General features: G+C 59.1%; 11 protein-coding genes. 10 read left to right on the top strand and 1 reads right to left on the bottom strand.

What is annotated here, in order from left to right:
* Nucleotides 1-60: 60 nt before the first annotated feature.
* Nucleotides 61-633, bottom strand: a complete 573-nt coding sequence (locus tag ACNJYA_RS32555; RefSeq protein WP_439401379.1) for a hypothetical protein — start codon at nucleotides 631-633, stop codon at nucleotides 61-63.
* Nucleotides 634-909: 276 nt separating this feature from the next.
* On the opposite strand from ACNJYA_RS32555, the gene ACNJYA_RS32550 reads away from it, so the two are divergent.
* The 10 genes from ACNJYA_RS32550 to ACNJYA_RS32505 all read left to right on the top strand — a co-directional run bounded on the left by ACNJYA_RS32550 (nucleotide 910) and on the right by ACNJYA_RS32505 (nucleotide 13,990).
* Nucleotides 910-2,112: a polysaccharide biosynthesis/export family protein gene (locus ACNJYA_RS32550; RefSeq protein WP_439401378.1), complete on the top strand. Its 1,203-nt coding sequence runs from the start codon at nucleotides 910-912 to the stop codon at nucleotides 2,110-2,112.
* 168 nt (nucleotides 2,113-2,280) lie between these two features.
* Nucleotides 2,281-2,862: a hypothetical protein gene (locus ACNJYA_RS32545; RefSeq protein ID WP_439401377.1), complete on the top strand. Its 582-nt coding sequence runs from the start codon at nucleotides 2,281-2,283 to the stop codon at nucleotides 2,860-2,862.
* A 29-nt stretch (nucleotides 2,863-2,891) separates the two neighbouring features.
* Nucleotides 2,892-4,316, top strand: a complete 1,425-nt coding sequence (locus ACNJYA_RS32540) for an O-antigen ligase family protein (RefSeq protein WP_439401376.1) — start codon at nucleotides 2,892-2,894, stop codon at nucleotides 4,314-4,316.
* Between the two features lie 141 nt (nucleotides 4,317-4,457).
* Nucleotides 4,458-5,072 carry a hypothetical protein gene (locus ACNJYA_RS32535; RefSeq protein WP_439364453.1) on the top strand — a complete coding sequence of 205 codons (615 nt, stop codon included), beginning with the start codon at nucleotides 4,458-4,460 and terminating at the stop codon, nucleotides 5,070-5,072.
* Nucleotides 5,073-5,339: 267 nt separating this feature from the next.
* Complete coding sequence (locus tag ACNJYA_RS32530; protein ID WP_439401375.1) at nucleotides 5,340-7,601, top strand: polysaccharide biosynthesis tyrosine autokinase; 2,262 nt, start codon at nucleotides 5,340-5,342, stop codon at nucleotides 7,599-7,601.
* 8 nt (nucleotides 7,602-7,609) lie between these two features.
* Nucleotides 7,610-8,356 carry a hypothetical protein gene (locus ACNJYA_RS32525; RefSeq protein ID WP_439401374.1) on the top strand — a complete coding sequence of 249 codons (747 nt, stop codon included), beginning with the start codon at nucleotides 7,610-7,612 and terminating at the stop codon, nucleotides 8,354-8,356.
* A gap of 318 nt (nucleotides 8,357-8,674) precedes the next feature.
* The gene (locus ACNJYA_RS32520) at nucleotides 8,675-9,721 is read left to right on the top strand and encodes a glycosyltransferase family 2 protein (protein ID WP_439401373.1); all 1,047 of its coding nucleotides are present in this window, start codon (nucleotides 8,675-8,677) and stop codon (nucleotides 9,719-9,721) included.
* Between the two features lie 86 nt (nucleotides 9,722-9,807).
* Nucleotides 9,808-11,052 carry a cellulase family glycosylhydrolase gene (locus ACNJYA_RS32515; RefSeq protein WP_439401372.1) on the top strand — a complete coding sequence of 415 codons (1,245 nt, stop codon included), beginning with the start codon at nucleotides 9,808-9,810 and terminating at the stop codon, nucleotides 11,050-11,052.
* Nucleotides 11,042-12,517, top strand: coding sequence for an O-antigen ligase family protein (locus tag ACNJYA_RS32510; protein WP_439401371.1), 1,476 nt, complete (start codon nucleotides 11,042-11,044; stop codon nucleotides 12,515-12,517). Before ACNJYA_RS32515 ends, ACNJYA_RS32510 begins: the two co-directional genes overlap by 11 nt.
* 63 nt (nucleotides 12,518-12,580) lie before the next feature.
* Nucleotides 12,581-13,990: a lipopolysaccharide biosynthesis protein gene (locus ACNJYA_RS32505; protein WP_439401370.1), complete on the top strand. Its 1,410-nt coding sequence runs from the start codon at nucleotides 12,581-12,583 to the stop codon at nucleotides 13,988-13,990.

Genomic DNA, 13,990 nt, shown 5'->3' with positions numbered 1-13,990 from the left:
GCTTCGGACCCTAGGTTCCCCACCTTAAAAAGACCCTTAAGTTGTATGGCTAAATTTGGCCTATTGGCCGCAATTTGCCAGCAGCGAATTGTAGGCTTCGCGCAAGCCATTCAGCGCCACCAGTCCCTTGATCTCGCTGTCGCTTTCCCTGACCACCACGGACAGTGAGGCCGTGGTCTGCCACTTGCCCGCGGCAAAGGCCGAGACCTCGTCCGGCAACAGCACGGCGGCGCCCGCGGCCGCCATGCTGCCCTCGAAGCTCAAGGTGCCGCCGCCGCTCGCGGCGATGGTCACCTTGGGGCGGCTGCGGGGCGGGAAGGGCCGGATCAAGGCCACCAGCACATCGACCTTGCCCTTCGGCGCGCAGCGGACGATCAGGCCGGCGAAGTCCGGGTCCGATTGGGTCGTGTCCGCGGTCTTCATGATCGCGGCGAAGCTCTCGCCGTCCTTGGTCCCCTGGGTCCGGGTAAATTTCCAAACGGAAGTGGACGCAGACCCGGCGACCTCAACCACCGCCGCGCCGCGACACCACCCCACGGCGCTGGCAGAGCAGGCGACAGTGGGGCCGGATATGCGATCGGCGGCGCCAAGGAGGGAGCCCGCCAACAGCGGGATCAGAAGGAGGCCAGACACGGGGAGTTCCTATCTTCAACACCCCAGAGTTAGCAGAGGGCGGAGCGGTCAAGAAGCCTTGCGCTCGACACACCGCCCCCACGACTGGGGCGATCTGCTCTCGAACCGAGCACACGAAATACAACAAATGGTCACAAAGGCTTAAACTAAGCCTCAAAGAGTGGCCCGCACGCAACACTGGCCGACGGATTGGTCCGTTAACCACCGGGAACACTTGTCGCACCACCCCCTAGGCCGTACCAATTTACATCAATTGGGGACCCTCGGGCGCGATTCATGTCATCTATTGTCAAGACCTATGCGTTGAAGCCTGTGTTGCTGGCCGCCGCTTTGGCGCTCGGGGCCTGCTCGACCAATCCCGGCTCGGGGCCGCTCACCGACGACGTCAACAACAAGATCCAGACCGAAAACGCGCCGGCCTACGAGCTGGTGCCGCTCAATCCGGCCACCGTGAAGATCCTGCACACCCATGAGCCCAAGGGGCTCGCCGGAGTGTTCACCGATCGTCGTCCGCCCGCCAGCATCGTGTTCGGCATCGGCGACGTCGTCAGCGTCACCATCTTCGAAGCCGCGGCAGGCGGTCTGTTCATTCCGGCCGAAGCCGGCGTCCGTCCGGGTAATTATGTGACCATCCCGGATCAGTCGGTCGACAATGACGGCTTCATCACCGTGCCCTATGCCGGGCAGATCAAGGCCGCGGGCCTGACGGCGGTCCAAATCCAGCGCGCCATCGTCGAGAGGATCGGCAACCGCGCCATCGAGCCGCAGGCGGTCGTGGCGATGTCCTCGCAGCGCACCCAGCTGATCAGCGTGCTCGGCGAGGTCAATTCGCCGGCGCGTTATCCGGCGAGCGCGGCGGGTGCGAAGGATCGCGTACTCGATGCGATCACCCGCGCCGGCGGCATCAAGGGCCAGGGCTTCGAGACCTGGGTCATGCTGGAGCGTGGCGGACGGCGGGCCACCGTGCCGTTCGAGAATCTCGTGATGGCGCCCGAGAACAACGTCTATGTGCGCCCCGACGACAGCATCTACGTCTATCGCGAGCAGCAGAAGTTCATGGCGTTCGGCGCCAGCGGCCAGAGCGGCGAGTTCAACTTCGACGCCTGGCGCATCAACCTCGGCGAAGCCGTCGGCAAGGCCGGCGGTCTCCTGGACGGCCAGGCCGATCCGGCTGCCGTGTATCTCTATCGCCGCGAGCCGCGCGAGGTTGCTGCCCAGCTCGGCATCGACGTGAGCAAGTACACCTCGGAGACGATCCCGGTCATCTTCAACGTGAACTTCCGCGATCCGGGCGGCTTCTTCCTGGCCACCAAGGTCATGATGAAGAACGGCGACATCATCTACGTCTCGAACTCGCGCAACGTCGAAGTTGCCAAGTTCCTGCAGTACATGCGGGTGATCATGGCGACCGGCAGCGATGCCATCAATCTTGGCAACGACGCGCTGATCTTCCGCAACAACATCAAGCTGGCGCCGTAAGACGCCGACTTGACCGACCAAAGACGATGGCACCGGGCTTTGTCCCGGTGCCATTTTCGTTTAGCGATCCAATCGGTAGTGTCGCCGGGCCGGCGGGCAGGTTCGGATGAAGGCGTCACTGAGTAGGACGCGCCCGCCACTGGTCTCCGCGCTGCTGCAAGGGGCTTCATGCGCTTTCGAAGATTTTGCCATCTTCTGGCTCTCGTCCCGCTCGCCTTCGCCCTCGCACCGGTCGGGCCGGTGCTCGGCGCCGCCGCCGAGATGGGCGTCCGCCATCGCATCGACGTGATGGTTTCCGCCGAGCCTGACGCTCCCGTCCTGTCGCGCCTCAAGGGCGCCAGGGGCGAGCTGTCCTTCACCGTCCGCCTCTCGGCGAACTCCAAGGAGAGCAAGTTCTTCGGCATGCTGCGCCCGTCCTTCCCCGACATCGTCGTGCCCGATGGCGCTGGCAAGCCGCTGGTGCAGCAGACCAAGCTCTGGGAGGAGGACGTCTGCCATCAGCGCCGCGGCCTGCCGAAGGTCACCGTGACCCAGCTCGGCGGGCATTTTGCGCAAGGGGAGGGGCGGATCGAGATTTCCGCCATCAACCGGCACATCGGCGTTCTGGTCCCGCCCGACGAATTAACCCCCGGAATAAAACTCGATCGGGGGAGTGATAGCTTTGGACTATTCTATGCGTTCCGGGCGCAGACCCGGAACAGCCGCCTCAACGTGGATCTGAAGATCTATCCGATCGATTGCTTCCTCTAGGCCCAGCAGCAAGCTCGCAAGACATAATGATGCGCCTTTGGCTTCCCAAGATTCGCTGGTCATGGAGCTTGCCCGCGGCCTTCATCCTGTTCTTTGTGGCCGCCGCCGCGCCGTTTCCGTTCGGCTCGACCAATGATCTGTCGATCGCGTTCTGGTGCCTGTGCCTCGGCATCGCGGTGATCTTCGCGCCGACGCGTGATCTGCGCCGACCACATCTCTGGCTGCTCGCCGGCATCGGCGTGATCGTGGCCGCCTATGCCTTCGTGCTGCACGAGCAGCTCTCCGACCATCCCTGGATCGCGCCGTTCCAGCCAATTTGGCAGCAGGCCTCGGATCTGCTCGGCGTGCCGATCGCCCCGTCCGCGTCCATCGTCAAGAACGAGGCCTTCTTCGCGCTCGGCGCGCCGCTTGCCAACATCCTCGCCATCGTGCTCGGCATCACCGTCGGCGCCGATCGGATGCGCGCGCGCCGCCTGCTGTGGGTGATCGCGATCTCCGGCGCGGCCTACGCGCTCTATGGCGTAGCCTCGTTCCTGATCGAGCCCACCATGATCCTGTGGCGGGACAAGACGGCCTATCTCGGCAGCGTCACCGGCACCTTCATCAACCGCAACACGGCGGCGGCCTATTTCGGCTCGGTTGCGGTGATCTGGATGCTTTTGATCCTGGAGGACGTCCGCCGCCGCTTGCCGGAGCGGCACATCGAATGGCGGCGTCTGTCGCTCGACCTGCGCGCGATCCGGCCAAAAGAGATCCTGCCGCAGCTCGCATGCCTCTTGATCTGCCTGATGGCGATGTTCATGACGACCTCGCGCGCCGGCGTGGCCCTGTCGCTGCTCGCGATGATCGTCGCGTTCACGCTGTTCCTGCGCAAAGACCTCCCGCCGCGCACCGGCATCTGGATCTCGCTCGGCTCGGGCCTAGCCGTCGCGCTCGGCCTGTTGCAACTGCTCGGCGGACGCGTCTCCAGCCGCTTCGACAGCCAGGGCCTGGTTGACGAGGGCCGCATCGAGGCCTGGAAATCGACGCTTCGGATCATCGCCGACAATCCCTGGTTCGGCACCGGCATGGGCACCTTCCAATGGGCCTTCCCGCCCTACCGCAGCTCCAACATCTCGATTCGCGGTGTCTGGGATGCCGCGCATTCGACGCCGCTGGAGCTTGCCTCCGAGGTAGGCATGCCGATGGCGCTGCTGGTGGCGCTCGGCTGGGCCATCATGTTAGTGGTGCTGGCGCGGGGCGTGTTCGGACGCCGGCGCGACGTCATCATCCCGCTGGCGGCGGCGGCGACCGCAACGCTCTCGCTGCTGCATTCGTGCCTCGACTTCACGCTGCAGGTGCCCGGCTACAGCATTCCGTTCGTTGCGCTTTTCGGCGCGGGCCTGTCGCAGTCCTTCTCAAACCGGGAGGGCCGCCTTGCGCGGGCGCAGCCCAAGCTTCACAAAAGTGTCTAGATTTGAAGCAGTTGCGCGGTTTACGAAGTCTTTAGAATAAATGGACAGTCCTTTTCTCTTCGGTTAGGTTCCTGCACTGCACAGCCATTTGCCCGGGCCGAGCAAGCAATCGGGCTAGCTGATTTTTTTGGAGGTTGATTTATGAGCGTTATCAGAATCGCGCTTCGCATGGCCGCTGCTGCGGCCCTCGCGGCGACGATCAATTCGGCCGCCAGCGCTGCCATTTATCCGCCGCAGCGCCAGCTGCCGGCCACGGTCATTTCCGAGTTCAAGGCCGCTCCCAACAGCCTGTTGCAGCAATATCCGACCGGCGGTCCGCAGTTGATCTCGCGCGTGCGCGACCTCGGCGCCTCCGATCCGACCACGCTGCCGGGCCTGATCGCCTTGTTGAAGGATCCCGCCACCACCAAGGACCAGATGCGCGCGATCGTCGCGGGCCTCGCCCAGGTCGCCCGCATGGCCGCGCAGCAGGACCAAGCCTATGGCAATGAGATCCAGACCGCGATCGCCGGCACCGGCAATCCCGACGCGATTGCCGCCTACCAGGCCGCGACCGGCGATGTCGCGATCGCCGCGACCGGCGGCGCGGGCGGCGGCGGCACCGGCGCCGGCGGGCCGACGGGTAATAGCGGCCTTGCCAACGGAGGCGGTGGCGGGGGGGCCGTCAGGTTTGGCAACAACACCACGAGCAACAACGCGCCCAACGGCGGCAACGCCGGCGTCGGCAGCGCCGGCAACAGCGTCAGCGCGCGCTGACCGAAATCGGCCCTCCGGCCGGGGACCATGAGACCTCGCGGCAGCGGCGCCACCAGGCGCCGCTTTGCGTTTGCGCCGTTAAGCTTTCTGCAAAAAGTCGCGCAAGGCGCGCTGTGCACTGCATTCACTGCGTTCAATTGCAGGCGGGTTTGTGTTAGTTTTCAGGACAGCGCGGGTTTTGGCATCGGGTTTGCTCCGGTTGCCATTAGGCTTTTGGCCAGCATTGATCCCAAGAACACACAGCGATCCATTTTCAGGAATCTATAGATGTTACAGGTGAACAAGCCGGCCGCGGAGATCAATCGCGAATTCGTTGAGATGCAAGGCTCACAGTCCGAATCGCTCGCCTCGTACCTCAGCATTATCCGCCGGCAGTTCCCGACGATGATCGCAATCCTGTCGGCCTGCATCATCGTTGCGCTGCTATATCTCTTTACCGCCGTTCCACAATACACCTCGACCGCGTCAATGGTGATTGACACGCGGAAGGTGCAGCTTTTTCAGCAACAGTCCATGCTCGGGGACGTTGCGATCGATTCCTCAACCGTGGAGACGCAAGTCGAAATCCTGAAATCCGAAAACATCAGCCTTGCGGTCATCCGCGACCTTCACATGATCGACGATCCCGAATTCACCGGTACTGGTGGCGCCCTGCTTGGGGCCGTTGCTAGGCTGGTTTCCTCGAGCAGCCCAGCTTCCGAATTCGAATTGACCCGAAAGGCGCTGGAGGAGTTCGCTAGGAATCGAGTCATCAAGCGTCTTGGCACCACCTACGTGATGGAGATTGGCTTCACCTCGCGCGATCCCGCGAAAGCGGCGAAGATCGCCAATGCGATCGCGGACGCCTATATCGTGGACCAGCTCGAGGCGAAGTACCAAGCGACCCGCCGCGCCAGTGTCTGGCTGCAAGATCGCATAAAGGAGCTGCGCGCCCAGGCGACCGGTGCGCAGAAGGCGGTGGTCGATTTCAAGATTGCGAACCACATCGTCAATACCGGCGGACGACTGATGAACGAGCAGCAGCTCGCCGAGGTGAACAGTCAACTCGTGCTGGCGCATGCGGCGACCGCAGAAACTAAGGCGCGGCTTGACCGCATGAACAGCATCCTCAAGCAGGAGATCCCGGATGCCTCTGTTGCCGATGCGCTGAAGAACGAGACCATCGTAAAGTTGCGCGCTCAATATGTCGACATGGCCTCCAAAGAGGCCATTTGGGCGTCGAAGTATGGCCACGACCATCTAGCCGCTGTAAACCTTCGGCGGCAGATGGACGAGATCAGAAAGAACATCACCGAGGAGCTCAAGCGCATCCAGGAATCGTACAAGAGCGACTATGATATCGCAGCCACCCGCGAGGAGAGCATCAAGACGAGCCTGAATGCGGCTGTCTCTGAATCGCAGCTCACCAACCAGGCGCAGATCCAGTTACGCGAGCTCGAGAGCACCGCCCAATCCTACCAAGCGATGTACGACAATTTTCTGCAGCGCTATATGGAAAGCGTGCAGCAGCAGTCCTTTCCGATCACTGAAGCGCGTGTTATCAGCGCGGCGACGATGCCGCTGAAGAAGAGCTCTCCGAAGTCTCTGATCGTTTTGGCGGTAGGGCTCTTCAGTGGCCTCATGCTGAGCTTTGGTGTCGCCATGGCTCGCGAGCTCACCGATCGCGTCTTCCGTACGACCCAGCAAGTCGAAGAAATCCTGGGCACTAGCTGCCTCGCGATCCTCCCCGCGGTGGGCAGCTCCGCCGCACGGCCGCTGCCGCTGCTTCCTGGCTCGCTTTCGGACAGGTTTACCGACAAGTCCGGCAACCCCAATCCGGATCTCTTGCGCTATGTCGTCGAAAATCCTCTGTCCCGCTACTCCGAGGCCGTGCGAACCCTGAAGGTGGCCATGGATCTCAATTCAATGGTGCGAGAGAATCGTGTGCTGGCGGTCACTTCTACTCTTCCGAACGAGGGAAAGAGCACGCTTTGCGCCAACCTCGCTCAGCTCATGGCACACAGTGGCGCCCGGGTGATTCTGATCGATGCTGACCTGCGCAACCCCTCACTGTCGCGCGCGCTGGTGCCGGACGCGCGCGTCGGCTTGGTCGAGGTTGTCGCGCAGAGTGCGCGGCTGGAGGATACGTTAGTACTCGATCCAGAGACCAAGCTCTCGATACTGCCGGCGACTACGTCCTCGAAACTCCTACACACGAACGAGATCCTTGCGTCTAAAGCGATGCACAATCTTGTGACGTTGTTGCGCTCGAAATTCGAGTACGTTGTGCTGGACATGCCGCCAATGGCGCCTGTGGTCGACGCGCGCGTCACCGCGCCCTTCGTCGATTCTTACTTATTTGTGGTAGAGTGGGGAAAGACAAACACGGACGTGGCGCGCCACAATCTGCGCGGGGCGCCGGAAATCCAAGGCAAGCTGTTGGGAGCCGTCCTGAACAAGGCTGAGACAAGGCTAATTGCACGCTACGAAGCCTATTATGGTCGCCAATACTACGAGAAATATTACGCAAGGTATGGATACGTGGACTAGCTCGCGCAATGCCGAAGGCATTTGTGCGTGTGATGCTGCTGTTTGTGGCGCTATTTGGCACGCTATGGCCGATGGCTGCCGTTCCCTCCTTCTGGTTGACGGCACCTATCCGCGAGGCGTCGCTACGGATCATGGCCGATGGCCTGTTCAGGCCTGGTGTTTTGGCAGACATGCTGATCCGCTTGAATGCGAATTCCCCGCGGGGTGTAGTGCAACCTGAATTTCGATTTGCACTGGCAGTGGTAACGCTGCGAACCGCAGAAGAAGCGATGCATCGTAAGAACTCCGACGAGGGCGATCGCGCAATGGAAGCGAGCGAGGGCGAATTGCGGTCGGCGCTCCAGGTCATCCCAACTGACTCATTTCTTTGGCTGATGCTCTATTCGGTTGTGACGAGGCGCAGCGGATTCGACTTTGAAAATATCGGCTATCTGGAACGGTCCTATGCCTTAGGACCGAACGAAGGCTGGGTGGTGCTCCGACGCAATCAATTGGCGCTTGCGGTCTTCTCGCTGCTAAGCAAATCTCGTCAAGACGAAGTCGTCGCTGAATTTGCAGCTCTCATCAATAGCGGCTTCATTGAGGAAGCCGCGATCAGTTTGACCGGCGCAGGTTGGGTTGAGCGCGAGCGTTTGTTGGAGAACCTGAAGAAATTGGATGTTGCGTCGCGCGAAATCTTCGCCAAGAGATTGGCGCGCGACGGAGTGAGGGTGAGTATACCTGGGATTGAACAGGACGAGAGATACTGGCGCTAAGGATCAGTACGTTTCGACATTCATTCACGCGCACTTACCGAATGGTCAGTCTGGTCCAGTGCGCCAGCATTAATGATTAAACGAATGCACCTAGGTCGACCTATGGACAACTACCGGCGAGGCGGGATAGGCAACGCCACGAATACTGGAAGCTCAATTGATATCACATGTTTCGTGATCAGAGGGAAGTTCGGGTATTCTCGTCACCCTGAGCGCGCGCTCGACGGTCGGGTAGTGCTTGTAAAATCGTAATTGACCAGCAGATGATTTGCCTAGCGGGTCCTCACGCCTACAGTTTACCGATTTTAACGGGATCAAATGAATAAGCTCCATCCTGAACTCGTTCGGCAAGATCGAAGAGACATCCCCGAAGATAGAAGTGAAATCCGCCTCTTCGCGGTGCTGCGCGATGAAATGTTACGCCTGCCCTACTTTCTAAACTATTACCGCCAACTCGGCGTATCCCGTTTCTTTGTAATCGACAATGAATCCAACGATGGGTCGGGGCAGTTTTTGCTCGATCAATCAGATTGTCACGTGTTTTTCACGGAAGGATCGTACGGAAAGAGTCGCGCCGGTGTCAATTGGCTGAACTCGCTGCTGGATGCTTATGGCACATCACACTGGATTCTTCTCGCTGACGCCGACGAATTGTTTGTCTTTCCCGGTTGTGAAAATGTAGAACTGCCGAAATTTTGCAAGTGGCTGGAACAGCTCGGTTATGAGGCGGTGTACGCTCTTCTGCTCGACATGTACAGCTCGCTTCCTATCCGAGAGGTCAACTATCGGCAAGGCGAAGATTTTAGAGCGACATGTCCTTACCATGACAGCAGCTATGTTGTCGTGCGGCGATACGGCCTCCCGTCTGCTTTCCCGCCCTTCGAGCACATTGGTGGGCCGCGTCTGCGGCTTTGTTTTGAAGATCAGAATACGCCTGCGATCTGGCCTCGTCTGAAGCCAAAATTGGCAAGGCGAGCCTTAGCGATCGCGCACAAGGCTGGATTTTTCCGTCAAAAACGAGCTCAGGTCGTCGCAACGCAGGCATATAAGGTTCCGCTGGTCAAATGGCGAAGCGGAAACGCGTTCGTCAATAGCCATCGGCTCAATGCGGTTAGACTGTCGCCGGTCACGGGCGCTCTGCTGCATTTCAAATATTTCCAGGATTTCGGCAAACGCATCGAGGACGCCGTCGCACACGGAGAACACTACGGCGGCTCAATAGAATACCGCCGGTACGGTGAACTCCTTGCAGCAAATCCCAATTTATCGCTCCTAGGCACGGAAAGTGTCCGTTACACCTCAAGTCGCGAGTTGGTCGACAGTGGCTTGATCCGCACAGACAGTCGTTGGATATCGATCGTTTGAGGTTGTCAGCATTCGTGGTTAGCCGAGCGTCCGATAGTGGTCGAAACTCCTTACAAGAGCCGCTTCAGCCCACGCGCGAGAGGTGGTTGCGCAGGAGCAGATGGCTGCTGCAGCTTTTCCTGATGCTCTTTGAGTTAGCGGCGCCGAATCGGGGTGTGATGGCCAACGGCCTCCCCTCGGGGTTGGGTGTTCACGTGCAGGCATGGCAGATTGACACTGCTGACCTGGAACGTATCCGAAACATTGGCTTCAGCTTTGTACGATGGGGTATGTCGTGGGAAGCAATCGAGAAAAATCCAGGAGAATTCGACTGGGCAACGACAGACGCGTTTTTCGAGAAGGTCAGACATTCGGGTCTTTCCTCCATTGTGATTCTGGCGACTGGAAACCATCTTTATAGCCGCTGGCTAGAACTGCCAGCAGATCCGGGCGTGCGAGAGCGGAAAGTTGCGGCACCACCAGAGAGTGAGGCTGCGATGGCGGCCTTCAGTCGCTTCGCTGCCGCAGCCGCGAAGCGGTACGCTGACGAGTCAGTTACCTGGGAGGTCTGGAATGAGCCGGACTTGCCCATATTCTGGCCGCCCAAACCAAAGCCAGATGCCTACGCGCAACTCGCCGCGATGACTTGCAGCGCAATCAAGATGGTTGCTCCGAAGGCAATGGTGCTTGCGCCGGCAACTGCCAGCCTGCCGATCCGGGCGCCCGCACTCTATGGGGCTCTGGCGAAGACCGAGGCAGCAGGGTGTCTCGATGGCTTGAGTATGCATAGTTATCGCATAAGCGGCGGGCGACGGCCGGATCCGGAGAGCGTGGAAGCTGAGAACCTGGCCAGTCGCGCACTACTTGAGCGCCTGTCCGGTCGATGGCGTGACGTGCCCATGCTGTGCACTGAATGGGGATATCCCTCTTCGGCCGTTGGCCGTGCAACCCAGCGAGCATATTTGGCTCGCGCCTATCTTGCGAACGTCGCCAGTGGCGTTCAGGCAACCGTATGGTACGAATGGAAGGACTCAAGGGACGAGCCTGCCAATCCCGAGTCTCATTTTGGACTTCAGACGGCGCAGGGTATTTTCAAGGTTGAGCCGGATGACGGATTAGTTCGGCGATTAACGAATATGAGGTTCGTTCGCCGACTGGAAGCCGTGGACCCTCAGGTGCAGCTCCTTTTGTTCGAGGAAGGGAAAACAAGTCAGATCGTTGCCTGGCTAAGGTCCGACTCTGCTCGAACCGCCGTTGCCTACATAGCCGGAAAGGCGGTCGTCCTAAGCAACTACCCTGTGATTGTCCCTAGCGACCGGGCTGAAGATGACGGACATGGCCATGCGCGTTAAACTGACTGACTCGATATTCGCGTTGGCCGTGATCGCGATTCCCTTCGACGCGATCGCAGGACTTAAATCCTTCGGAGAACTCGGCAACGAGAGTTCTTTCTATTTCTTTGCGTTGGCCATGGGGCTATATGGGATCAACGCTGCCGGCGCTAGCGTAGCTGGTGAGCTTGTCGAGCGGCCAGGCGGGACCCTTGTCTGGCGAACCGGTGCCGCCATCGTAATCGTTATAGCGATTTCGGCCCTCTGGAATGCGACTGAAATCAGCGCGGCGAGGTTTCATGGTCGCGATGGGCTTGCGAAATTGGTCACCTCCGCGACCGTGGTAATCTACGGCTTAGCGCTCGCATTGTTGACTCGTGCAGTGGTTTTGGGGCGATGGTATGCGCGCCTGATACTGCCCGTTTGTATCAGCGCGGCACTGTGCGTCGGCTTCGGCTTGCTCGAGGCTCTCGATCGAGCTGGGATGAGTCTTCCACTCTATCAGACTGTGAACTCCTTGCTGCACGCGGGCTCGGATCATACTGTTCAATCGTGGGACGGCACCTTGAATTTGAGGCTTATCGAGGGATGGGATAAACGCCTTCGTACCGTTTCGTTCGAGCCTCCATCGTTCGGGAACTTTGCCGGACTTGCATGGCCTTGGCTCTTCGCTGCCATATTCATAACTCGGGGCATTAGGAAGGCCCTCCATATTTTCTTGCTCTTGGCTTTCACGGCCGTGATTGTTGGTTCTCAGGCCCGGACGGGATGGTTGCTCTTGGCAACCAACGTTGTCGCTTTCGGTCTGCTGAAATTTCTGTTCCTGCCCCCGGATGGACGCGTACCGAAGTCGGCGACCTTCATTGGGGCACTACTGCTATTTGTAGTGGTTGCAGTGATCATATTTTCCGCGGCGAGCTTCGACGAGGTCATTCGCGAGGCCGTTGTGGGGACTTCTGTTTCCGATCTGTCGCGTTTGGCCTATCAAGTTACATCGATTAGAATGTTTTCTGAGTACCCGATATTGGGGGTTGGGTTGGGTCAGTTCGCCTTCAAGGCTATCTCATATATGCCGGACTGGGGGTTCTCAAGTTCGGAGGTCAAGGCGTCCCTTCGATTTACCGACGCACCCTGGCCTAACACGTACTCGCTTTACGCCAGGCTTGCCGCTGAACTCGGCTTGATCGGCCTTTTCGGATGGATCTCAATCTGGATCGCGCTTATCGTTTCGGTGCGCAGGGCTGGGTTGATCTACGCGAATTTGGGTCGGAATGTGCCGGTGGTTGCATACCCGATTATCATGAACTGTGCCGATGTTATCGTAACCGGGCTGACCACGGATACCTTTCGAATCCCGATGATCTGGATCACCCTGGGGGCAGGCGCAGCCTTTAGTGCACGGGTGGGACAACTTGCTGGCGGCGCCCTCCAACCATTTACACGTCCAATTCCGAGCCAGACCTATCTCATGTCGTCGCGCAGCTGATCGGGAAAATGGGATGGCACTAGCCTATCACAGTAACCGATTCCGTAGAGGATCTGAGATACATTGGCCGACGCACGGTCTGAACCTGATGCGGATAAGCTGGCTCAGGGCGGTAATCGGATTATGGCCTTGTATTCGGTTGCAGCTCCCGTGAATGAGCGCGCGGAAGTTTGGAGCAGATTGCGATCGAATCCATTGTTTGGCGCCGCGGCTGGGTTGGCAGCGCGCGTCATTCAAATCGGATCCACGCTGGCTCTCGTGCCGATCCTGCTGAGTCATCTGGGCTCCGAGCAATTCGCCGTATGGCTCGCCGCGAGTTCCTTGATGGGCGCTTTTTCCTTCATCGATTTGGGAATTGGATCGGGTCTAGTCAATCACATCGCAGTCTCGAAGGGAGCCTACAATACCGCGCGAACATACCTTTCAAATGCGCTTGTGGCTCTTACGTTGTTCTCAGTCGTCAGTACGACGGTGGTATGTCTGACGTTCTTTTCGAATCGGACGGGTAGTAGCTTCGTTCATTTTCAAGGTACTGGAGCTTGGGAAGCATTCTTTGTGACGTGTCTGACACTTTGTATCGTGTCGCCGCTGAGCCTCGTTTGGAAAATCAGACTTGGCCTAGGTGAAACCGCAATTCAAAGCACTTGGGACGCATTTGCCTCCCTTGCCACGTTTTGCGCGATCGTTGTCAGCCTCCAGTTCAATGCAGGTATCGTCGCCGTAGTGGCTTCTTTCTGCGCGGTGCCTCTAGCCGTTCATTGCCTCAATGGCACTCTATTGCTTCGGCGTCGCCCCGACCTGAAGCCGAGTCTTTCGCTGACAAGTGCGGGGAAGCTGGCAACAGTGCTGAAATCCGGCGCTCCGTTCCTGCTCGTAAACGCGATCAACGCCATCAGCTTTTCCTTCGATTCTGTCTTGGCACTACATCTCTTGGATGCCGAACAGGCGGCGCAATTCGGGGTTGCGCAGAAAATGGCGATCGCGGTCCAGACGTTGCTTTCGATTGGCCTGACTCCGTTTTGGCCTCAGTTCCGAGCTGCAACCGCGGAGCAAAATGCGCGCGGCGCGTGTGGGCTTTTGGTCTCCGCTTTTTCATTGGCCTTGCTTATAGCGGGTTCTGTCTCAACGGTGACTCTCCTGTTTGGAGATGATGTCACGCGTTTTTGGACGCGTGGCAGGATATCGCTTCCAAATGACCTGATCATTGGTGTTGCGATCTGGATTCCGGTTTTCGCCGTTAACGCGGTACTCACGTCACTCATGAGCGTGCCATCGCTGCTGCCTATGCACCTGAAACTAGCGAGTTTGTCTGGAATATGCTGTTTTGTAGCTAAGGTCGCTTTGGCAAAAACGTTGGGGGGAGTTGGGCTGTTCTGGGGAAATAGCTTCGGCCTGTGTGCCTTCTTTATAGTTCCTGCTTCTTTTGTTATCGCGCGCGACCTTCTCAGGATGCAACGGCGTAAAGGCGGTTAA

Source organism: Bradyrhizobium sp. BLXBL-01 (assembly GCF_051853025.1).
Classification (GTDB): domain Bacteria; phylum Pseudomonadota; class Alphaproteobacteria; order Rhizobiales; family Xanthobacteraceae; genus Bradyrhizobium.
This window is presented reverse-complemented; position numbering and strand designations above follow the sequence as displayed.

Coding starts and splice junctions, on each gene's coding strand:
- ACNJYA_RS32525 (WP_439401374.1), top strand. CDS start 7,610: ATGCCGAAGGCATTTGTGCGTGTGATGCTGCTGTTTGTGGCGCTATTT.
- ACNJYA_RS32510 (WP_439401371.1), top strand. CDS start 11,042: ATGCGCGTTAAACTGACTGACTCGATATTCGCGTTGGCCGTGATCGCG.
- ACNJYA_RS32550 (WP_439401378.1), top strand. CDS start 910: ATGTCATCTATTGTCAAGACCTATGCGTTGAAGCCTGTGTTGCTGGCC.
- ACNJYA_RS32530 (WP_439401375.1), top strand. CDS start 5,340: ATGTTACAGGTGAACAAGCCGGCCGCGGAGATCAATCGCGAATTCGTT.
- ACNJYA_RS32535 (WP_439364453.1), top strand. CDS start 4,458: ATGAGCGTTATCAGAATCGCGCTTCGCATGGCCGCTGCTGCGGCCCTC.
- ACNJYA_RS32545 (WP_439401377.1), top strand. CDS start 2,281: ATGCGCTTTCGAAGATTTTGCCATCTTCTGGCTCTCGTCCCGCTCGCC.
- ACNJYA_RS32520 (WP_439401373.1), top strand. CDS start 8,675: ATGAATAAGCTCCATCCTGAACTCGTTCGGCAAGATCGAAGAGACATC.
- ACNJYA_RS32540 (WP_439401376.1), top strand. CDS start 2,892: ATGCGCCTTTGGCTTCCCAAGATTCGCTGGTCATGGAGCTTGCCCGCG.